Source organism: Phormidesmis priestleyi ULC007 (assembly GCF_003003695.1).
GTDB lineage: Bacteria > Cyanobacteriota > Cyanobacteriia > Leptolyngbyales > Leptolyngbyaceae > Phormidesmis_A > Phormidesmis_A priestleyi_A.
Map to the genome: position 1 here is coordinate 1 of NZ_PVWG01000023.1, position 20,599 is coordinate 20,599.

The 20,599-nt window shown below is 48.6% G+C and carries 19 protein-coding genes and 1 pseudogene; 9 read left to right on the forward strand and 11 right to left on the reverse strand.

The window, feature by feature from the left end:
• Together C7B65_RS28815 and C7B65_RS17285 are read left to right on the forward strand one after the other, a co-directional pair.
• Positions 1-254 (forward strand): annotated as a pseudogene (locus C7B65_RS28815) (hypothetical protein); the annotation flags it as partial.
• A gap of 32 nt (positions 255-286) precedes the next feature.
• On the forward strand, positions 287-616 hold the full coding sequence (locus C7B65_RS17285; protein WP_317615829.1) for an efflux RND transporter permease subunit: 330 nt from the start codon (positions 287-289) through the stop codon (positions 614-616).
• 150 nt (positions 617-766) lie between these two features.
• On the opposite strand, the gene C7B65_RS17295 is transcribed toward C7B65_RS17285, so the two are convergent.
• From C7B65_RS17295 to C7B65_RS17305, 3 genes are all read right to left on the reverse strand, one after another.
• Positions 767-1,546: a photosystem II electron transport protein, Sll1252 family gene (locus C7B65_RS17295; RefSeq protein ID WP_073073815.1), complete on the reverse strand. Its 780-nt coding sequence runs from the start codon at positions 1,544-1,546 to the stop codon at positions 767-769.
• Between the two features lie 314 nt (positions 1,547-1,860).
• Positions 1,861-3,003, reverse strand: coding sequence for a restriction endonuclease, SacI family (locus C7B65_RS17300; protein WP_073073816.1), 1,143 nt, complete (start codon positions 3,001-3,003; stop codon positions 1,861-1,863).
• A gap of 2 nt (positions 3,004-3,005) precedes the next feature.
• Positions 3,006-3,266: a helix-turn-helix domain-containing protein gene (locus C7B65_RS17305; RefSeq protein ID WP_083583062.1), complete on the reverse strand. Its 261-nt coding sequence runs from the start codon at positions 3,264-3,266 to the stop codon at positions 3,006-3,008.
• Positions 3,267-3,312: 46 nt separating this feature from the next.
• Between C7B65_RS17305 and C7B65_RS17310 the strand changes: the two genes are divergently transcribed.
• Positions 3,313-4,431 carry a DNA cytosine methyltransferase gene (locus C7B65_RS17310; protein ID WP_073073817.1) on the forward strand — a complete coding sequence of 373 codons (1,119 nt, stop codon included), beginning with the start codon at positions 3,313-3,315 and terminating at the stop codon, positions 4,429-4,431.
• A 155-nt stretch (positions 4,432-4,586) separates the two neighbouring features.
• Here C7B65_RS17310 and C7B65_RS17315 read toward each other — a convergent pair whose 3' ends face one another.
• On the reverse strand, positions 4,587-5,723 hold the full coding sequence (locus C7B65_RS17315; RefSeq protein ID WP_223257431.1) for an HAD-IA family hydrolase: 1,137 nt from the start codon (positions 5,721-5,723) through the stop codon (positions 4,587-4,589).
• Between the two features lie 293 nt (positions 5,724-6,016).
• Here C7B65_RS17315 and ppsA point away from each other — a divergent pair, with 293 nt between their 5' ends.
• Positions 6,017-8,536, forward strand: coding sequence for a phosphoenolpyruvate synthase (ppsA, locus tag C7B65_RS17320; RefSeq protein WP_073073818.1), 2,520 nt, complete (start codon positions 6,017-6,019; stop codon positions 8,534-8,536).
• 74 nt (positions 8,537-8,610) lie between these two features.
• On the opposite strand, the gene C7B65_RS17325 is transcribed toward ppsA, so the two are convergent.
• A complete protein-coding gene (locus C7B65_RS17325; protein WP_073073819.1) occupies positions 8,611-9,690 on the reverse strand; it encodes an ABC transporter ATP-binding protein in 1,080 nt (359 codons plus the stop codon).
• A 421-nt stretch (positions 9,691-10,111) separates the two neighbouring features.
• On the opposite strand from C7B65_RS17325, the gene C7B65_RS17330 reads away from it, so the two are divergent.
• The 5 genes from C7B65_RS17330 (at position 10,112) to psb29 (ending at position 13,992) form a co-directional block, all read left to right on the forward strand.
• The gene (locus C7B65_RS17330) at positions 10,112-11,122 is read left to right on the forward strand and encodes an ABC transporter permease (protein WP_073073820.1); all 1,011 of its coding nucleotides are present in this window, start codon (positions 10,112-10,114) and stop codon (positions 11,120-11,122) included.
• A gap of 5 nt (positions 11,123-11,127) precedes the next feature.
• Positions 11,128-11,970 carry an ABC transporter permease gene (locus C7B65_RS17335; protein ID WP_073073821.1) on the forward strand — a complete coding sequence of 281 codons (843 nt, stop codon included), beginning with the start codon at positions 11,128-11,130 and terminating at the stop codon, positions 11,968-11,970.
• A 154-nt stretch (positions 11,971-12,124) separates the two neighbouring features.
• Complete coding sequence (locus C7B65_RS17340) at positions 12,125-12,595, forward strand: tetratricopeptide repeat protein (protein ID WP_073073822.1); 471 nt, start codon at positions 12,125-12,127, stop codon at positions 12,593-12,595.
• Positions 12,596-12,611: 16 nt separating this feature from the next.
• On the forward strand, positions 12,612-12,923 hold the full coding sequence (gene grxC, locus C7B65_RS17345) for a glutaredoxin 3 (RefSeq protein ID WP_073073823.1): 312 nt from the start codon (positions 12,612-12,614) through the stop codon (positions 12,921-12,923).
• 334 nt (positions 12,924-13,257) lie between these two features.
• Positions 13,258-13,992: a photosystem II biogenesis protein Psp29 gene (gene psb29 / locus C7B65_RS17350; protein ID WP_073073824.1), complete on the forward strand. Its 735-nt coding sequence runs from the start codon at positions 13,258-13,260 to the stop codon at positions 13,990-13,992.
• Between the two features lie 169 nt (positions 13,993-14,161).
• Here the strand turns inward: psb29 and C7B65_RS17355 are convergent, their stop codons facing one another.
• The 6 genes from C7B65_RS17355 to C7B65_RS17380 form a co-directional block, all read right to left on the reverse strand.
• On the reverse strand, positions 14,162-18,106 hold the full coding sequence (locus C7B65_RS17355) for an ATP-binding protein (RefSeq protein ID WP_106254079.1): 3,945 nt from the start codon (positions 18,104-18,106) through the stop codon (positions 14,162-14,164).
• Positions 18,099-18,287, reverse strand: coding sequence for a response regulator (locus tag C7B65_RS17360; RefSeq protein WP_073073825.1), 189 nt, complete (start codon positions 18,285-18,287; stop codon positions 18,099-18,101). The genes C7B65_RS17355 and C7B65_RS17360 overlap by 8 nt, the downstream gene beginning before the upstream one ends.
• A gap of 76 nt (positions 18,288-18,363) precedes the next feature.
• A complete protein-coding gene (locus tag C7B65_RS17365) occupies positions 18,364-18,654 on the reverse strand; it encodes a helix-turn-helix domain-containing protein (RefSeq protein ID WP_073073826.1) in 291 nt (96 codons plus the stop codon).
• Positions 18,655-19,091: 437 nt separating this feature from the next.
• Positions 19,092-19,562, reverse strand: coding sequence for a DUF3574 domain-containing protein (locus C7B65_RS17370; protein ID WP_073073828.1), 471 nt, complete (start codon positions 19,560-19,562; stop codon positions 19,092-19,094).
• An 81-nt stretch (positions 19,563-19,643) separates the two neighbouring features.
• Positions 19,644-20,135, reverse strand: a complete 492-nt coding sequence (locus C7B65_RS17375; RefSeq protein ID WP_073073829.1) for a hypothetical protein — start codon at positions 20,133-20,135, stop codon at positions 19,644-19,646.
• 123 nt (positions 20,136-20,258) lie between these two features.
• The gene (locus C7B65_RS17380; protein WP_219898627.1) at positions 20,259-20,456 is read right to left on the reverse strand and encodes a hypothetical protein; all 198 of its coding nucleotides are present in this window, start codon (positions 20,454-20,456) and stop codon (positions 20,259-20,261) included.
• Between the last annotated feature and the right edge of the window lie 143 nt (positions 20,457-20,599).

Consider the following 20,599-nt stretch of genomic DNA (forward strand, 5'->3'; position numbering starts at 1 on the left):
ACGACAAAAAGGGGGATGATTTTGTGAAGATTTCTAGAAGTGTCGGACTCTGCCGCCTAACAGCGGCGCGGGAACCCTCCGTTCCGGTAAAAGCAGAATTAGATAACGCGGATGGTGCATTGAAACCTGGAATGTTTGCCGAGATTGAGGGGTTGACTGACCGCACCTCGGCTTCAATTTTAGTAGCTCCGAAATCTGCGATCGTCGAAACCAACGATAAAAAGAAAATGATCTTTGTTCAAAATCGATTCTGATTTCGCTGTGGGGGCTGCAAGTCATTACTCAAATGCCGTTGGATGTATTTCCGGCATTTGCACCTCCCCAGGTCGAAATTCAAACTGATGCTGCCGGACTCGCACCCGAAGAAGTCGAATCATTAGTGACGCGCCCGATCGAGAGTGCGATTAATGGAACACCGGGACTCGTTTCCTTGCGATCGGCATCTGCCGTGGGTATCTCTTCTATCAAAGCGGTTTTCAGTTGGGATACCGATGTTTATCGGGCGCGACAGCTCGTCACAGAACGGCTTGGGCGAGCGCAAAGTGTGTTTACCGGAAGCGGTAGATTGCAATCACTTCTGAACGCCCTTGAGCATCAGTCCAGATGCGATTTATAGCAGGTGACAGCACTGGATTGCGCTCTTTGCTGAATTGCATTGCCCGATCGATGTCTGGTTGCTTGGTGAGGCGATCAACTCGACCATTTACAATCACGCTGCGCCAATGAAGCGGAACGTGAATCTCTTCAACCTGTAGTGTTCAAAGACTCACACAAAACGAGTGAGCTGAACCCGGTAGCGATCTTTCTTAGTCACCATCATTTCGCCGACTTCGACTCGCCCCTTGCCTCGAATCGCAATCAAGTCACCAGGCTTGACCGTGTAGCTTGTGGAATTAATGTCTTTCCAGTTGACTCGCACATCGCCTGACGAGATCAGATCTGCCATCTTGCTGCGCGACATGCCAAACCCAGCAGACGCGATCGCATCTAACCGCATCGACGCTTCGACGGTGGTTAATTCTTTTTTCTTTGGCTCTCGAATCTTGAGTTCGCTCAGCGGGATGGGCTGCACTTTAACGGGCACCGATCGCACTTGAGTCAAACTTGCTTGAAAAAACTCGACTAAATCAGTCACGACGATCGCTTGGGCACCGCGTTCGCCCAATACGATGATGTCACCTACTTTCTCGCGCACAATTCCCGTCCCTAAGATTGCGCCTAAAAAGTCGCGATGATTGGCGGGGTCAAAGAGAAAGTTTCCGGCAATGTTAAGCGCGACGACCTCGACTTGATCGATATCAAGGGGCAGTTCTGAGCGAGCGATCGCCAGTCGTTGCCGTTCTGCCTGCGGGTAGCCGCCCCAAGCCACCATCTGCACATCGGTCAATCGCGCAAACGATCGCTGAATTTCAGCAATTTCTGGCGGTGAATAGAAGTCGGTCATGACCACTTCCCAGGTTTTGATCGCTTGATCTGCCTGGTCAATGACTCTGATCACGCTATCTCGATTTTCGACACCTTTTAACAGGTCTTCCTTTGGCAACATACAGACGAATCGTTCTTAGAAATCTTTATTCTAGTCGTTAAGGCTCGTGAATTAAATAGCTTCCATAACTTGGGAGCAGGGCTATTTCATTCGACGCTTACTGATTAAGCTACTCACTAATGCGATCAGTGCGTTCACCTTTGTCCTGATGACGATAGCTCTTTCACTCGCTCATTTCACTCAAAAGACGTGAGAATCGTTGCGGTTGACTTCAGGGCAATCGCAGCTAGAACTTAACTTTGGCTTTTGGGTCTGACTACCTAACGGTATAGTTGAGCGGCGGCTAGTATCCTTTGCATCCTCACTAACCATCTCTATTCCGTCCGCTCCAACGTCGTGTTAGATGGCGGGTTTGGCGGAACTTGTACAGATTGGAAAACACGCTCAATATGCTCAAACATCTCATCCCTAACCCGAGCACTGATCGCATAGTACTGAAGCTTTGCAAAAAATGTAGCAAAAGGGAACTCTGGACATAATGCAATTACTGATCTCACGAAGGAGACAAGATCAACAAAAATAACATTGACACTTCTCGTAATCAAGACGGTTTTTGCAACCTGCTCAAGAGATGAACCGATACACGTTCCATTTACTCCAATGACGAACGTAATTGACTTTAAGCCGTATTGACTTGCTTTGAAAGCAGCATGATCAACATCCTGTTCACTGAACTGCTTATCCTTAACCTCAACTGCCACAAAAATTTTACCGTTCTTCTTGATGTCTACATCTGCCACTTCATTGGAGGAAGCACCACTTTGATTAACCGGATGGACAGTGACCTCAAAGCCTTCAAATTGGTCAAAATATGTGGACAGGATAGTTCCTGATACGATTGCAGCAACTTGTCCCTCAATCGATCTTGTGACAAATGCATCAACAAATTCAATAATTTTTAAGTGGGAGTCTGCCGATTCTGAAAGTTGAGGAAACAGCTCAGTTCGAGCTGTTTGTCTTGCGATCGCATATCGCATAGCAGTACAGAGACTATTAAAAGCTTGCTCAGACGTTTCCCCTTCAGACAGCACCTTATGTAGGATAAGCAAAAGCTCTCTATCCCTACCAGCTCTCACTGCATTTGATGGAGATATCATTGGAAAACGGGCAGGCTTATTGAGAAAAGGCTCATTTGAACCTCCCAGCGAACTACTCAGCAATTGACGCTCAAGCGGCACAACAACCCCATGACATAAGCTCCGGGCATCGTAAGCACCCTTAACATCAGCACCCGCTTGAAGCGAAAGGGCATTGATATTCGGGTTAGTGGCTTTTCCTAAAAGAGCAGTCACGAGAATGTATCTGAAAGTCAGATGTTTTCCTTGAATGATTGTTCTGATCTCGATATCCCATTCTGTCGCTGGAATTTCTCTAGAATCATCTTGTGCGATTGAGATCGCTTCCCGGAGAAGTTGCTCGGCAGCTCTTTGATCGACGGTTGGTTTGGCAAGGCTCATGCTCATTTCCCTGAATTAGTAAACTGCGTGAAAAACTCAGCAGGATCAGCATCTGTAGCCCACACCCATCGTAATGCTTCTAAAATATCGATTCGGCGTTCCCGACGTTCTATCTTGGAAACGTCAGGCTGCGTCAACCCAATCTCATGGGCGATCGCTTTCTGAGAGAGTTTTGCTTTTTCTCGTAGGGAAACAAGCGCATCAATGATCCTGTGGTAATCCGGATCATGGATACTTGAGATAGACTGCTTTTGACTTTCCATAATTGAGATCTTGATTTAGAGAGGCAAATATGCCAAAATCGCATATATGAAAAATAAAACACCTTTATCAGGGCTATCACTTTTCTCCGGCGCAGGCGGTATGGATGTTGGATTCATCCGAGCAGGAGTTGAGATTGTTAGCGCCAATGACATTGACAGAGATGCTTGCCTCACATATGAGGCAAACCACCCAGGAGGGATTATCAAATGCGGCGACATTAATCAAAACTTGACTGACATACGCCGATTTGAGGGGATCGATATCGTCTTTGGTGGTCCGCCCTGCCAAGGATTTTCTGTAGCTGGAAAGATGAACCCTGATGATCCGCGTAGCAAATTGTTATGGGTATTCATGAAGGCTGTGGAGTTCACAAAGCCTCGGGCTTTTATTTGTGAGAATGTCAAGGCACTAGCAGTTCTTGATAAGTGGTCTGAGGTTCGCCAGCAACTTTTTCGTTTTGCCCGTCAATTGGGATATAAGTACAAGTTAGTAGTACTCAATTCAACTGCTTTCGGCGTACCACAATCCCGAGAGCGAATGTTTTTGATCGGGTTTCGAGATATTGAAGACATTAATGACTTAGAGGCACAATTCGAGCGGTATAAGAAGCAGGCTCCGACAGTTAGAGATATTGTTTTACCTCTGGGTGTGGCGGGTTCCGAGAACAATCAGCGAGTATGCAATGCGAAAGTTACCATCGCTGCAAAGCCTGTAATGCGTCGATCGCCCTATGCAGGAATGATGTTCAATGGTCAGGGAAGACCCTTAAACCCTACTGGATATTCATGCGCTCTCCACGCTTCTATGGGTGGGAATAAAACACCAATTATTGATGAAGAGCATTGCTATTTTGGTCAAGATAGCTGGGTCGAATGGTATCACTCCTATCTGATGGCAGGAGGAGAACCATTATCCTTAGATGCCGCACCTAAGAGACTTAGACGATTAACAATTGACGAGGCACTTAGGATACAAACTTTTCCACATGACTACCAGTTTATCGGCGGACAAAGCTCGATCTATAGGCAAATAGGTAACGCAGTTCCCTGCGACCTGGCACAAGTCGTTGCAGAAGTTGTGCGAGATTTCCTCAGCACTCCTGAATTAATTACGCCGCTGCCCTTAATGGAGCGTGAAGCCAAGCAGTTACGACTAGCCATCTAACTTCTTTTTAGAGAGAAAGTTTCCGCATATCACGCCAAATTTAGGTGGATCGGCAGAAACTTTCTGCATACTACGCTCGTTTAGATGGATCGGCAGAACTTTTCCGCACGTTTCCAGATTTAGTCGGCTGTTAGCGATCGCATTCAAACTGTTATTTATGGTTTGATCGCAACTACCTCAGAATCTGTAAGTGGCGATCGGGCAAACTGTGCTAGCAAATCGGCGGGATTGTCATAAATCGCCACTGCGCCCGACAGTTGAGAATCGTCAAAATCGCCACACCGAAACGCAATCACGTTCACACCTGCTGCATTTGCCGCCTGAATGTCATAGGGCGTATCGCCTAACATGATCGCTTGACCCGGTTCTAATTTCCCCTTCTTGAGAGCCGATTGCACCAAATCAGGAGCAGGCTTTGATTGGTCAGCATCGTCTGAGGTGGTCTTCGGCTCCTCTGTTAATAGATCATCGACCTGAGCAGCTTTGAGCAAAACAGAAAGCTCTTCACTGGTTGCCGAGCTTGCCACCACTAGCTTAAAGCCTTCTTGCTTGAGTCTCAAAATTAAGTCTCGCGACCCTGGTGCAGGCGACAAGTCAGCGCCGAATTTGTTGATGATTAGCTCTTTGCGACGATCAGCAATTTGTTTGCCTACGCCTTCCTCGCCCGAAAGCTCTGGAACCAGTCGTGGCACTACCTGATCGCCACCCATGCCAATAAACGGACGCACCTGCTCAAATTTGATGTCATAACCAAAGGCGGCAAAGGCCTCAACCCAGGCATGAGCGTGAGCATCGTTACTGAGTACTAGTGTTCCGTCGATGTCGAGCAAAATGCCTTTTAAAGTTGAATGATTTGATCCGGTAAAGTCTGACAGCGTATTGCCTAGTTTCTCTGCCGTTGCCTGAGCATTAGACGCGAGATCAGATGCCCCTTGTTGAATCTCTCCGGCAGCCTCGTCAATGTCTTGAGCGATTTCTTTTCTAGCCTGCGTCATTTCGTTTGAAATCACGCCGAGAGGTTGATTCGATCGCGGTGAACGAGGTCTATTTCGGTTAATGTAATAACCCGACTTTCCAGATTTTGTGTTTTCGATCGAGGCTCCTAGTGCGCCCACTGCTCCGCCCAAAATTGCCCCGATCGGGCCGGCGACGATCGCGCCTAAAAATCCCCCGATCGTGCTGACTCCGACTACTCCCGCCGCTGGGTGAACTGACGGAGTTTTCACTTCTTTAATCGCAGAATCTGCCGTTGTGTTGATGGAATCGGTTAATGTGTCAGTTTCGTTGCTCATACTGCCCTCTCGCTGCCCACTATCTCATTTAAGAATGCCTTATTCTAGAAATCTTGATGAGGCACGATGTCTACTTTAAGAGCGATCTTGTTGCAACTAAGCTAAAGTTCCTGCTTTTCATTCCTTATCTCAGTAAAAACTGCGTTAGACTCGCAGATATTAGAGTGTTAGTTAAGCGACTAATTCTTTGAGGATTTGGCTTGTGAAACTCTATTCATCAAAATAGTTTGTAGCTCTACTTCGCTCCATTAATGCTGCAAACATTTAGAATTTAACGATCGGGAGAACCCATCATGTTTACTGCTAAAAAATTAGATAGCTCTACAACAAACCCAGAACTTAAAGAAAAGGCGTTTGTGCTGTGGTTTGAGCAAGTAGGAATTGCAGACGTGCCGTTTGTTGGCGGCAAAAACGCTTCATTGGGAGAGATGATTCAGCAGCTAACTCCTAAAGGTGTGAATGTTCCTACTGGGTTTGCGACGACTGCTTATGCGTTTCGTTATTTCATTGAAAAAGCAGGGCTAAAAACCCGGTTACAAAAGCTGCTTGCAGACTTAGATATTTCAGATGTTAATCGCCTCCGAGAGCGAGGCAGACAGGCGCGAACTCTGATTTTAGACAATCCATTTCCTGCGGAACTAGAAGCCGCCATCACCCGCAGCTATGTGCAATTGTCTGAGCGCTATGGCGTTGAGGTCGAGCGGTGCGATCAACTCACCGACAACGAGCTAGAAGCCTGTCTCAGTCGCTATAGCGGGGTTGATGTGGCAGTGCGATCGAGCGCCACGGCTGAAGATCTGCCCGACGCAAGCTTTGCGGGACAGCAAGAAACTTATTTGAATATCAACGGAATTGATCGCGTTCTCAAAGCTTGTCATCTGTGCTTTGCATCGCTGTTTACCGATCGCGCCATTTCTTATCGCACGACTAAAGGCTTTGATCACTTTGAGATTGACTTATCAGTCGGTGTGCAAAAAATGGTGCGATCGGATCTGGCAGCATCGGGCGTGATGTTTTCGATCGACACCGAAACCGGGTTTAGAGACACAGCTTTGATCACGGCTGCTTATGGTTTAGGTGAATCTGTGGTGCAAGGAGTCGTCAATCCCGATGAGTACGTCGTATTTAAACCCACGCTTAAACAAGGTTTCCGTCCGCTTTTAGAAAAACGGCTGGGCAGCAAAGAGATCAAAATGATCTACGATATCGGCGGCGGCAAATCGACTACAAATGTCTCGGTGCCCAAGTTACAACAGGCAAAATATGTCCTTCAAGATGAAGAGATTCTCAAACTGGCAAAGTGGGCGTGTATGATCGAAGATCACTACGCCAAAGTTCGAGGAATGGATAGCCCAATGGATATTGAATGGGCGAAAGATGGTGAGAGTGGTGATTTATTTATTGTGCAAGCTCGTCCTGAAACCATTCATTCTCAAAAAATCGGCAACGTTCTTAAGACTTATAAACTAAACAGAAAGCCATCAGCTAAACCGCTTTTGATCGGTCGGGCTGTTGGTGAAATGATCGGACAGGGAAAAGTCAGAACGATCGTAGATCTCCGCAAACTTGACGAATTCCAAGTAGGAGATGTGTTAGTCACGACGCGCACTGATCCCGATTGGGAACCGATCATGAAAAAAGCCAGTGCTGTGATTACAAATCAAGGTGGACGCACCTGTCATGCAGCGATCATTGCGAGAGAATTGGGCATTCCGGCGATCGTCGGCTGTGACAGCGCTACAGAGATTCTCAGCGATGGGCAAGAAGTCACCGTCTCGTGTGCTGAAGGCGAAGACGGACATGTGTATGATGGGCTGTTGCCTTTTGCGATCGAACACCTCGAACTCGATGCGCTGCCTGCCACTCGCACCAAAATTATGATGAATGTGGGCAACCCCCGCGAAGCGTTTAGACTCTCGCTGACTCCCAATGATGGGGTCGGGCTTGCGCGTACCGAATTCATCATCGCCAATCACATCAAGGTGCATCCATTAGCGCTACTCAACTTCGAGACGCTCAAAGACAATGGGGCGAAATGGGAAATCAGTCAATTGACTTCTCAATATCGAGATCTCTCAGAATATTTTGTAGACAAACTCGCGTCAGGAATCGGCATTTTAGCAGCCGCGTTTTACCCCAAGCCAGTGATTGCGCGGATGTCGGATCTCAAGAGCAACGAATATGCAAATTTGATTGGCGGTCGCGAATTTGAGCCACACGAAGAAAACCCAATGATGGGCTGGCGCGGTGCATCTCGCTACTATGACCCCAAATATCGGGATGCATTTGGGCTAGAGTGCAAAGCCTTTAAACGAGTCCGTGACGAGATGGGATTGACGAACATGATTCCGATGATTCCGTTTTGCCGCACGCCTGAAGAAGGGCGAAAAGTTTTGGCAGAGATGGCAAAACACGGGCTGATTCGTGGAGAAAACGGGTTGCAGGTCTACGTCATGTGTGAGTTGCCTAGCAATATCGAACTCGCCGATCGCTTCAGTGAGATTTTTGACGGCTTCTCGATCGGCTCCAACGATTTAACGCAATTGACATTAGGACTCGATCGCGATTCTGCCCTGGTATCTCACCTATTCGACGAGCGCGACGAAGCGGTTAAACGCAAATTACGCCGCGTCATTGCAACGGCCAAGGAGTTCGATCGCAAGATTGGCATCTGCGGACAAGCCCCCAGTGACTATCCTGAGTTTGCGGAATTTTTGGTCGAGTTGGGCATCGACTCGATTAGTTTAAACCCCGATTCGGTATTGAAAACGCGGCTGGCGATCGCCAAAACCGAAGCGGCAATTCTAAGGTAACTCTTGCTCCCTCTCCCAAACTTGGGAGAGGGTTGGGGTGAGGGCAAATCCGGGCTTTATTTAATCCGCGTGACTCAGTTTGGATGAACTCTTTGCCCAGTCATTGGGTCAAACAGAAACAGTTGATTGAGATCCAGCGCCAGAGGCAATCGATCGCCCGGAGCCAACCGCACATTTGGACTAACTTGCACATTCAGCGTAGTTGGTTGCGATCGCTCACCCAACAACTCGACTCGAACCAAGATTTCTCGCCCCAACGGTTCGACTAGGCTGACTTGGGTGATCAGATGAGCATCCTCACTGACTCGCATCTGTTCTGGACGGATGCCCAAATCAAACTGCTGTCCATCGTGCAGAGATCGCAGCGTTAACGGACAGGGAATCCTCTGTCCTTGAATGTGAAACGCCTCTCCCCGGTAAGTGACTGGCAAAATATTCGTCGGCGGATTGCCCAAAAAGGTTGCAACCATGCGGTTTGCGGGTTGGGCATAAATGCTTTGGGGGTCGCCAATTTGCTGAATCTTGCCCCGCTCTAAAATCACAATTTGATCCGCGAGAGTCATCGCTTCAACCTGATCGTGCGTCACATAAATCGTCGTGATGCCCATTTGCTGATGCAGTTGTTTAAGCTCAGAACGGGTGCCATCGCGCAGTTGAGCATCTAGATTAGAAAGCGGCTCGTCGAGCAGAAACACCTGGGGCTGACGCGCGATCGCTCGCCCTAACGCCACTCGCTGCTGCTGTCCTCCTGACAATTGACGCGGTTTACGATCTAGCAGATGGCTGATATCCAAAATTCGTGCCATCGTTTCCACCCGTTCTCGCTGCGTTTTTGCATCCGCGTTCCGCATTTTCAGCCCAAAGGCGATATTCTCGGCAACCGTCATGTGCGGATAGAGCGCGTAGTTTTGAAACACCATCGCCACATCGCGCTGCCGAGCCGGAACCTGATTAACCAGCCGATCGCCAATGTAGAGATTGCCAGAAGTCGCTGATTCTAGCCCCGCGATCGTTCTCAAAATCGTAGACTTACCGCAGCCAGACGGGCCGACCAGCACCCAAAACTCACCATCAGGCACCTCAAAGGTGATATCTGCGATCGCCACCGACTGCTCAAACCGTCGCGTGATGCCGTCTAGCTCAACCCTTGCCATAAAAACTAGCCCATCGATTTCACCTAGACAGTAGACGATTCGCTATCAGGAATCAATCAGCCAATCCAATCAATCGAAATGATACCTTTGCAGCCATGTCAAGGTAAGTTGTTTGTTTATAACCGTTTAAATCACAAGCGCTAGTGACTGCGATCACGCAATTGCTGAGTTAACAGAACGTCAGTGGTAGAGTTGCAGAAATGACATCAGTTCGACGAGGTTTTTCGCTGCGTTGTCAGCGGCTTCTGCCCCTTAAATCCCCCATTCTGGGGGACTTTGAACCGAAATTTTTGGCTTGAAATTCCCCAAATCTGGGGGATTCAGGGGGCGCAATGGACTGGTAGCGAAGTCGTTGAATTCACGTTAACAGAACGTCAGTGGTAGAGTTGCAGAAACGTTGCTCTGTTGGCGAATCGACTCGATGTGGCAATACATTCTCAAGCGGCTTCTCGGTTTAGTGCCCGTGCTGCTCGGCATCACCCTGGCGGTGTTTTTACTGCTGCGGTTCATTCCTGGCGACCCGGCGATCGTCCTAGCGGGTGAACGGGCAACCCCAGACCAAATCGCCGCACTGAGAGAACAACTCGGATTAAACAAACCTTTGTTGATTCAATATTTTGCTTTTTTAGGAAATTTGTTGCAGTTAAATCTAGGCAACAGCTTAATTAGTGGCATTCCCGTTATCGATGAAATCAAGACTCGCTGGACGGCGACCTTTGAGTTGACGATCGCCGCGATGTTGATTGCCATCCTATTCGGCATTCCGGCGGGTGTGATGGCGGCTGTTCGCAAAAATCGCTGGCTCGACCAGGTGCTGATGGCGGGTTCGCTGCTGGGTGTCTCGATTCCGGTCTATTGGTTAGGGTTGCTGCTGGTCTATCTGTTTGCAGTCACTCTCAACTGGCTGCCTCCAAGCGGACGTATTGGTATCGAGAGCGGACTCAACTTTCAGCCCATTACCGGGTTTTATGTGCTGGATGCTTTGCTGAGATTAAATTTGCCTGTTTTAGGAGATGTCGTGTCTCATTTAGTCTTGCCCGCGCTGACGTTGAGTACGATTCCGTTGGCGATCGTGGCCCGCATCACTCGCAGCGCCATGCTCGATGTATTGACGCAAGACTATATTCGCACCGCCAAAGCCAAAGGAGTGCCCGATCGACTCGTGATTTTTCGTCACGCGCTGAAGAATGCTTTGTTGCCGATTAATACGACGATCGGGCTGCAATTTGGCACTCTGTTAGGTGGCGCAATTCTCACCGAAACTATCTTTTCGTGGTCAGGCATTGGCTCCTGGATCTATGACGGCATTCTGGCGCGAGACTACCCGGTTGTGCAAGGTGGAGTCGTGTTTATTGCGGTGGTGTTTGTGGTGATCAATCTGCTGGTAGACCTGTCTTACGCCTGGGTTGATCCAAGAATTCAATATCGCTAATTGAAATGGACTTATCACACCCAGCAATTCAACGATTTAGAAAATCACGCTTTGGCAAAATTGGGTTATGTTTGACGATCGCCCTAATCCTCCTGGCGCTGCTGGCTCCTCTCCTGCGACCCTATAATCTCGCGGCTGACCAGAGCTATGTGACTCGGTTAATGGCTCCCAGTCGAGATCATTGGTTTGGCACTGATGGGTTAGGGCGCGATCTCTTGACTCTAGTTTGGTATGGCATTCGGACATCGTTGCTGATCAGTCTGGCATCGGTTGGTTTTGGGGCCATCATTGGTTTGGTTTTAGGATTAGTGGCTGGATATTTTCGCGGCTGGCTAGACACGATCGTCGGCTGGTTCACCGATATTTTGCTGGCGTTTCCGTCGATTTTGTTGGCGATCGTGATTGTGACCGTGACAAGTCCGAGTGTGCAAAGTGTGATCATTGCGGTTGGAATTGTGCAAATTCCGATTTACATCCGACTCACTCGCAGCGTCGTGTTTTCCCTTCGAGAACAGGAGTTTGTGCAAGCTGCCAGAGCCTTGGGCGCGACTTCACTCTGGATTATTCTGCGGCATATTTTACCTGCGAGTCTCTCGCCGTTAGTGGTTCAAGCCACACTTTCGACGGGCACAGCAACGCTAGAAGCCGCCGGATTAGGATTTTTGGGCTTAGGGGCACAACCACCCACCCCAGAGCTAGGAACCATGCTGGCAGATGCTTTCAAGGGAGGTTATGCGCTCTCTGCACCCTGGACGACAGTTTTTCCAGGTTTGGTGATTACGCTAATGGTGCTGGCGTTTAATCTTTTGGGCGACGGGCTGCGAGATGCGCTAGACACCCGATCTTAAGATTCTTATTTGTAGATGTCTCCGCGAGAGCCGATCGTGGTTACAACGTAAGTCAAACTTCCCCGGTCTCATCAACTTGAAGTTGTTAAATTTGATTACAGTATAGAAGATACCTACTGTTCTTGTTAGACCTATTCTCGATCGTAAATTGACTATGAATGAAACCTCGATTAATTTGCTGCTACAAGACTTAAAAAACTCTGATGAAGCAGTTCGTGACCAGGCAACTGAAGAACTCTGGCGCATCTGGTTTACTCAAAAAGGAGTGGCAGGTTTTCAAATGCTGCAACGGGTTCAGGGGCTGCTGCAAGCCGGGGAAACCACTCCAGCAGAAACCATTTTGACAGACCTGATTGAGGCAATGCCCGACTTTGCAGAAGCCTTAAACCGTCGCGCCGTACTGTATTTTTTGATTGGAGATTATCAAAAAGCGATCGCGGATTGTCAAGCTGTGATTCGTCTTAACCCCATCCACTTTGGAGCGCACCACGGATTAGGGCTATGTTATGCCGCGATCGGTGATCATCACAAAGCGATTCAGGCATTTCGAGAGGCGCTAAAAATTCAGCCGTTCGCGATTCAAAATCAGCGATTAATATTAGAATGCACTGCCAAACTAAGCTAGTGCTTAGACATTTTTGATGATGAACACATTGAATTCGCTTTTAGGTCGTCACCCCGAACAGGTCAAAGCCAACGTAGAAATTTATACCTGGCAAACCTGTCCGTTTTGCATTCGTGCCAAGCTGTTATTGTGGTGGAAAGGCGTTGATTTCACCGAACATAAGATTGATGGTGACGAAGCCGCCCGATCGCTGATGGCAGAACGCGCCGACGGTCGCCGCAGCGTTCCCCAAATTTTTATTAACGCCCAACATATTGGCGGATGTGACGATCTCTACGCCCTCGATCGTCAAGGGCAACTCAACGCCTTGCTAAGGATCGTGGATTAAATAACCCGTAAAAGTCCTCTGATTTGTCATCGCCGAGGCTTTTGCCCCCTAAATCCCCCACGAGTGAGGGACTTTGAAACCAGAGTCTTAGCTCAAAGTTCCCCAGAATGGGGGATTTAGGGGGCAAAAGCCGACCCAAACGCAGCGACAAAGATTGGTGTACACCGTAACTCCTTAGGGAGATGGCGAGAAGTTACACCTTAATAAATCCACGTTCCTAACTCAATCGGCTTGATTTTTTTTCGATGTCTCTGATCCCCAATCTTTTTTCTAACCTTGGCAAACGTCCTGTCAAGCGAGAGAATGGAGAGTTGTAACCCACTAGGTCTGTATTGTGAACAACGTCCGCACCGTTTCTGATACCAAGCGTGCTTTCTACAACACCCACACGCGCCCGGTAAACTCGATCTACCGTCGAGTGGTCGAAGAATTGATGGTGGAGATGCACTTGCTCACCGTCAATATAGACTTCCGCTATGACCCAATCTACGCGCTAGGTGTGGTTACGTCTTTCGATCGCTTTATGCAGGGCTATCGCCCCGAAGAAGATAAGGCTTCAATTTTTAACGCCATTTGTCAGTCGTTGGGCGATCACACTCCTAACTATCGAGGCGATGCCGAACACCTGCTTCTACTCGCATCACAGCATTCTTGGGATGAATTGCTGTCACTGCCAGGTCAATCGTCTGAGATCCCAGAAGCCCATGATCTGCGCCAGCATTTGCAAGCGATCGTCAATAATCCTAAATTCAAATATAGTCGGCTGTTTGCGATCGGGCTGTTTACAATCTTGCAAACTGCTGACCCGACGCTGATCAAAGATGAAGTCAAACGTACCGAAGCTTTGAAGCAAGTTTGCTCACGGTTAAACTTGCCGCAAGAGAAGCTGCAAAAAGACTTAGAGCTTTATAGCAGCAACTTAGAAAAAATGATCCAGGCGCAGATCGTGATGGAAGATTTGATCAAAGCCGATCGCAAAAAGCGGGAAGAACGCGCCCAGGCAAAAGCGGCGGCTAACGATGCGGCAGTGTCTGAGCCGCCCAAAGATGAGGCAACTTCTAGCTCTTGATCGCCCAAAAATTCGGTGTTGCAAAATGAGGAAATGAAATGGCGTAGGGGTAGCGCCCCCGTGCCTACCCTGATGTTGGGCAAAGACGGGGGATTGCTCTTGGCGGAGGGCAAAGACGGGGGGATTCCCCCTACCCAAACCATCTCTATTCGGCAATGCCGCAAATTGTTTAGGCATTCCCATTCTTTTGTATTAACGTCACGATCGTTTCGACCAGCGCTTCTGGATCGACAGGTTTAGCCAGGTGTTTTTGAAAGCCCGCGTTGAGGGCTTGCCGTTGATCATGCTCACTCGCGTAAGCAGTCAGGGCAATTGCCGGAAGTTGCCTACCCAAGTCAACCAGAATTTGACGAATCAGCTCATAGCCGTCCATTTCTGGCATACCAATATCACTCAAGAGGATGTCAGGCTGCATCGTTGAGAGCGTTTGCAAAGCCGCGATCGCAGAGTCAACCGCAATCACGTCGGCTCCAGCTTGTTCAATCACAAACGTCACAACGTCGCGTGAATCGGGTTCATCATCAACCACGAGTACGCGAAGACCTGCGAGGGGTAAAAAGGTTGCAGCAGGAGCGACTCGATCATCAGGTTCAGTTGAGATGGAATTAACGGTTTGTGACAGGGGAAGCTCAACGATAAACGTGGCTCCTTGTCCTTCACCCAGGCTCTCTGCCCAAATTCTACCGCCGTGGAGTTCGACGATTTGACGTGCGATCGCTAACCCCAAGCCTAACCCTCCAAATTTGCGGGTTGTCGCTCCATCTTCTTGACGAAAATGCTCAAAGACGTAGGGCAGAAAGTCAGGACTGATGCCTTTCCCGGTGTCTTTGACTCGAATTTGGAGGTTGGTTTCGACTTGAGATAACTCAACCGTGATTTGTCCGTTGGCTGGGGTGAATTTGACGGCATTCGATAACAAATTCCACACGACTTGCTGCAATCGTCCAGCATCGCCATTGACTAAACCGACTGAGGGGGAAATTAAGGTCTGAATGGAGAGCGATTTTGCTTCTGCGGCGAGGCGAACGGTTTCTAATGCGGCTGAGATTACCATTCTCAAGTCAATCAGTGTCGGAGCTAAGGGCAACTTGCCGCGCAAAATTCGGGAGATGTCGAGCAAATCGTCGATTAGCTGCACCTGGAGTTTAGCGTTGCGCTCGATCGTGGCGATCGCCTCGGTCATTTTTTCTGCATTCAGCTTTCCAGTTTGCAGCAGTTTTGACCAGCCTAAAATCGGGTTCATCGGGGTGCGTAACTCGTGGGAGAGCACCGCTAAAAACTCGTCTTTGATGCGGTTTGCTGTTTCTGCTTGTTCGCGAGCGGCTTGTTCGCGCTGGAGGAGTTGTTCGCGTTCTTCGGCAAGGCGCACGCGAACAACTTCGGCTCGTTTGCGCTCGTTGGTATCCCGAAAGAAAAGAGACAACCCAGTCGGTGAAGGATAAACGTGAACCTCAAGCCACAAATCAAGCGGGGGATAATATTCCTCAAATTGCACCACGACCTGTTCGCTCAGCGATCGTCGATATTGGAATTCAAACTGGGTTTCGATTATGTCTGGGAACGATTCCCATATCGTTTTGCCCAGCATTGCTTCTAAAGGAGTTTGCGTCACTCGCTCGGCGGCTTTGTTGGCGTAAGTAAAGCGAAAGTCGCGATCTAATGCCATAAACGCATCGGTAACGCGACCCAGAATCGTTCGCTCTCGCTGAGTGGCTTCTTGCCGTAGCTGTGCCAGCTTCAAACTTGCTTCTACCCTTGCCAACAGTTCACGCACTGAGAACGGTTTAGTTAGATAGTCGTCGGCCCCGGCTGCGAGTCCTTCAATCCGAGCTTCTTCGCCTGCGCGGGCTGATAACAGAATGACTGGAATGTCTTGAGTAGCGGAATTAGACCGCAGCGGCGACCCCTCCGGAGGCTTGCGAAGCAAACGCAACAACTCAAACCCATCCATCCCCGGCATCATCACATCGGTTAACACTAGATCGGGTGGATTATTTTGAATCGCTGTCAAAGCAGCAACGCCATCGGCAACGGTCTGAACGGTATAAGAACTACTCAAGAGCCGTCGAATATAATCACGCATATCAGCGTTGTCGTCTGCCAATAAGATTTTAGATTTTGAGGTTTCAAGGTTCGATAAAGCCGATTGCTTGTCAGATTCAGGCGTGAATCGGTCAGGATGATCGGCGAGTTCAGATGCGATCGACAAATCCATGCTTTGGGGTAGCCATCGTTGTGCTTCTTCGACATAAGGTATCGCCCCTAATGCAGTAGATGCTACGGTGCGGCTTGCTCGAATCCGCTCGATCGATAAATGCGCGGTTCCGGTCGGAATTGAAACCGTAAAGCAACTCCCTTGCCCAAAGGTGCTGGTTACTGCGATCGTACCACCCTGTAACTTAACGAGTTCTTGCACTAGCGATAGCCCAATACCAGATCCTTCAAAGCTTCGCCCTTGAGAGTTTTGAACGCGGTGGAAGCGCTCAAATAAATGCGGCAATTCATCAGATGGAATCCCGACACCTGTATCAGCAACCGATAATTCAACGTGAGAGGTTAGCCACTGTAATCGCACCGTAATCGATCCAGATAACGTGAACTTAAATGCATTTGATAAAAGATTGAGAACGATTTTCTCCCACATTTCGCAATCGACATAAATCGCTTCGGGCAATGGTGGAGTGTCCACTATTAATGACAGTCCCGCCTGTTCTATCAGCGATCGAAAGGCGCTTGCAAGGTCTGCCGTATAAAGGGCTAAATCGACAGGTTCATAGACTGCCTGCACTCGCCCCGCTTCAATGCGCGAGAAATCAAGCAGCATATTCACTAACTTTTGGAGTCGCAAACCATTGCGCTGCACCAGGTTTAATTGTTCCCGTTCATCAGGCTGCAAGCGGTTGTCTAGCGTGGTTGACAACTCTTCGAGCGGACTCAGCATCAGCGTGAGCGGGGTGCGGAATTCGTGAGAGACATTGCTAAAAAACACGGTTTTGGCACGATCGACTTCTGCCAACGCTTCCGATCGTTTGCGTTCTTCTTCATAAGCATTGGCGTTAGCGAGGCTGGCTGAAATTTGCGCTGTCACTAGATCAATAAATCGCTGATAGTTGTCGTCAAACAGCCGGAATGGGTTTAGCCCAGCCACCAAGAATCCTACCCTTCCGGTTTGACTAGATGGCATGCCTTCAGAGTTACGTAAGACCCCGATCGGTGCAACGATGGCTTGGTGGGGCGATCGTTGCCAAGCCCCCATCGGCAAATGGTCAAATATCGTTTCTAAATCTGAAATTAGACGACCCTTTTGAGTTTTGAAGACTTCTGCAAACTGCCAAATCGAATCGGCATCGAGATCAAAACTTTTAGAAGCCGCGACGTGACGGCTATTTTGTAGTTCCCCAGAAGAGTCATCAATGCCGCAGGTTCCAGCCAGAAAAACAGACTGCTGATCAGAATCGATCAGATAAATCATCGCAAACGGCAGATCGTAGGGATTCGTTTCTAAACAACTCATACTCCGCGTACAGGCTTCATCAAAGGTGCGGGCATCTGCGGTTTTGGCTGCCAGTTCTCTGAGCAGGGTCAATTGCCGCTCTCCAATGATGCGCTGTGTGTCATCGGTGTTAGCACAAATGATGCCGCCAGTTTCGCCATTATCATCTGGCACCGGACTATAGGAAAATGTGTAATAAGTTTCTTCTGAATAGCCGTTACGCTCCATAATCAGCAACAGCGCTTCGTCGTAAGTGCCCTCGTTTTTGAGCATTGCAGACTCGGCGCGCGGCCCCACCTGATCCCAGATTTCTCGCCAAACCACAGAAGCGGGTTGCCCTAGTGCTGTTGGGTGTTTGCCTCCTACGATCGCTCGATAGGCATCGTTGTAAAGGTTAATCAGGTCATCACCCCACCAAACAAACATCGGTTGTCGAGAGGTCAGCATAATGCGGACGGCAGTTTTGAGGCTTTGCGACCACTGCGCTGGCGAACCCAGTGACGTTTCTGACCAGTCTATTGCTCGCATCAACGCACCCGTCGCACCTCCACCCGCGAGAACGTTCTCGATTTTTCCTTGCGGCGATCCTTCTGAGTTTTGTGAAGCAAATCGTTCAGTCATTTCCAGTCCTTTCTACTAACGTCACAATTATTTTGACTAATGCTTCTAGATCGTCAGGTTTAGTCAGGTGTTTTTGAAAGCCCGCGTTGAGTGCCTGCTGTTGATCATACTCGCCCGCGTAGGCGATCGGGGCAATGGCTGGATCGCTATAAAGTCTGACGATATCGTGCTCGATCGTCACTCTCAGCCATGATTAAAATCATTTTCTGTCTGTTCCATGTTTAAAGATGTTGTTGACCGTTTGAGACTAGATGAGCTTAAGGTTGCTCGGTTTGTTCGTCAAAGTAATCTTCGAGAAGCGTTTGAGCGCAGACTTGATGAAATTTGATCGGTGAATTTTTGAGTTCATGCAGCATCGCTTTTAGCTGCATCAGCGCCAGCGACGAAGGCTGCGATCGATTGTTTTCCCACCGATTAATCGTGGGGAGAGTCACCCCTAACTTTCGAGCAAACTGCGCTTGGGTTAGCCCTAACAGTTGACGCAACTGACGGATAACAATGCCAATTTCGCTTTGAGGCTTGGCTAGGGGACTAGACGTAGTTGCCATAGATTTACCTACACGCTCTGATCAATAACACATTAGATGATGCATTATTGATCAAAAGGCATAGGATGTTTGAAAAGCATCTATCGCTTGAGGTAGATTTCGGGCAGTGCAATGCTAATAAAACTGCTAGATTCTCGAATGAAAACCGCCCCTACGTAGATTAAAACAACGCGTAGAGGCGGAAGAAATTTAAGATAACGTCAGTCCGACAGAAGTGGGTTGCTCCGGTTGTGAATTCGAGAAGCCCCCTAAATCCCCCAATTTGGGGGACTTCAAGCCACAATTTCCGGTTCAAAGTCCCCAGAATGGGGATTTAGGGGGCAGAAGGCGCTGACAACGAAGCGAAAAACCTCGTCGAACTGATTTTGGAATGGTCGATTCCGAAGGTGGCAACGATCTCACACTCATGCAGATCTGTCGCGTAGATCAAATGGATATCAAAAAGAAACACACGACAAATCATCAACTCGCAGCACCGATTGTTGTCGAAACATCTGCTTATATACTGTCCGAATTTGTTCGATACTGTTGTGATGTTTGTTGTTGAGTGGATAGACCAACAGCAAAAGCTTTGACTTCTCTTTAACAACCGCTCGATTGGGTGCTTTAAATTGACCTGTTGCACTCAACACCGTCAAGCCATCTGGAAATAGGGGCGTGACTTGGCGATCAACAAAGCGCTGAAACTCTGCCTCGGTTATGACTGAGCGATCGGGTTTTGACAAACCAAACAATAGCTCAGTTCTGGCAAAAGTTTTTCCAGTAAGCTGCTGACAACTCTCTTGTATGTTCAACTGTTCGACGGGTGCCTGTTTAGCAAAGGCAGTCAGAACAACGACTATAGAACTTGCGGCTAACCCAGTGCCCAAAAAGATTCCGAGTGTGGTGCCACGCAGTTTGAATTTCATATAATCAACGTTGAGCTAAATGGACAAATGTTGATGTAAGGGCACAGCATTGCCATACCCTATACTGACGATCGTCCCAATTTACTCATTAAAGGGGTTTAAGCCATCAGCCCTCGCTGAGATCAACTGCTTCAGCACTTCTGGTTGCGAAGAGGCAAGATATTGAGCCGCGAAGGTGGGTGGTAAGAACTCCAACAATTGTTGATTTTCAACCCACACTTCGATCACGCTGAAATAGTCCAGGCGATTGCACGACGCGACCCGCCAGCCTGCACGATTAGCAATCTCGTGAATTTGCGCCTCGGAGGTCGGCACTGAGATCGCCGCATGAAAAGCGTTATAGGTCTGAGCCTGGGAAGTTGGGTTCTCGAAAGTGCTTTCAGTTCCCACCCCTGGCGTAATCTCAGTGCCGCGTGGAAGCACCTCGATCATGGTTCCGTGTGGGTCAAGAGTCAGCGCAATATAGCTGCCTTCATGATGCGGAAATGGCACCGCTTGTCCCTGGCACATTTCAGCTAGAACTTTAGCAACCTGGAGCGGCTGATTTGCCGCGATCGAAACATGATGAATCATTGTAAAACTCCTAAATTTGAAGTCAAAGTTGTCAAGTTGTCTGCCATTGCTACTAGGGTTGCAAACGCCCAAGTAGAGAACTTGGCTATTCAATCGATCGACATTGTTGCTTTTCACGCTCAGTCAGTTGTGGTTATGCAAGTTAATCTCGTAAATTTCTGAGGCTGGCTCCTTCGACTCCACCATCAAAAACTCATGCAATTCCTTAATGGGAATGGGAGCGCTATAAATATCAGATTGAGATTCGTAAACCTCTTGAAACGACTCAATTGCCTGCTTCAGTTTTGTGATTGCGCTATCCTGCGTGTCGCCCTGTCCCACAATGCCATTCTCTAAACATAAGGCGACCTAATAACCCCTACTTTGGCGCAGAACAACGGTGTAAAAATCCATTTTGACTGCCCCTATCCAAATAACCTTATTTTCGCATTGTAGAACAGGTTTGATTGCTCCGCTGATATCCT

What these genes read in the sequence shown, in the direction of transcription:
- C7B65_RS17335 (WP_073073821.1), top strand. Translation starts at nt 11,128, where the DNA reads ATGGACTTATCACACCCAGCAATTCAACGATTTAGAAAATCACGCTTT.
- C7B65_RS17285 (WP_317615829.1), top strand. Translation starts at nt 287, where the DNA reads ATGCCGTTGGATGTATTTCCGGCATTTGCACCTCCCCAGGTCGAAATT.
- C7B65_RS17355 (WP_106254079.1), bottom strand. Translation starts at nt 18,106, where the DNA reads ATGACTGAACGATTTGCTTCACAAAACTCAGAAGGATCGCCGCAAGGA.
- C7B65_RS17330 (WP_073073820.1), top strand. Translation starts at nt 10,112, where the DNA reads ATGTGGCAATACATTCTCAAGCGGCTTCTCGGTTTAGTGCCCGTGCTG.
- C7B65_RS17310 (WP_073073817.1), top strand. Translation starts at nt 3,313, where the DNA reads ATGAAAAATAAAACACCTTTATCAGGGCTATCACTTTTCTCCGGCGCA.
- C7B65_RS17295 (WP_073073815.1), bottom strand. Translation starts at nt 1,546, where the DNA reads ATGTTGCCAAAGGAAGACCTGTTAAAAGGTGTCGAAAATCGAGATAGC.
- C7B65_RS17325 (WP_073073819.1), bottom strand. Translation starts at nt 9,690, where the DNA reads ATGGCAAGGGTTGAGCTAGACGGCATCACGCGACGGTTTGAGCAGTCG.
- ppsA (WP_073073818.1), top strand. Translation starts at nt 6,017, where the DNA reads ATGTTTACTGCTAAAAAATTAGATAGCTCTACAACAAACCCAGAACTT.
- C7B65_RS17340 (WP_073073822.1), top strand. Translation starts at nt 12,125, where the DNA reads ATGAATGAAACCTCGATTAATTTGCTGCTACAAGACTTAAAAAACTCT.
- C7B65_RS17370 (WP_073073828.1), bottom strand. Translation starts at nt 19,562, where the DNA reads ATGAAATTCAAACTGCGTGGCACCACACTCGGAATCTTTTTGGGCACT.
- C7B65_RS17300 (WP_073073816.1), bottom strand. Translation starts at nt 3,003, where the DNA reads ATGAGCCTTGCCAAACCAACCGTCGATCAAAGAGCTGCCGAGCAACTT.
- grxC (WP_073073823.1), top strand. Translation starts at nt 12,612, where the DNA reads ATGATGAACACATTGAATTCGCTTTTAGGTCGTCACCCCGAACAGGTC.
- C7B65_RS17365 (WP_073073826.1), bottom strand. Translation starts at nt 18,654, where the DNA reads ATGGCAACTACGTCTAGTCCCCTAGCCAAGCCTCAAAGCGAAATTGGC.
- C7B65_RS17305 (WP_083583062.1), bottom strand. Translation starts at nt 3,266, where the DNA reads ATGGAAAGTCAAAAGCAGTCTATCTCAAGTATCCATGATCCGGATTAC.
- C7B65_RS17375 (WP_073073829.1), bottom strand. Translation starts at nt 20,135, where the DNA reads ATGATTCATCATGTTTCGATCGCGGCAAATCAGCCGCTCCAGGTTGCT.
- C7B65_RS17315 (WP_223257431.1), bottom strand. Translation starts at nt 5,723, where the DNA reads ATGAGCAACGAAACTGACACATTAACCGATTCCATCAACACAACGGCA.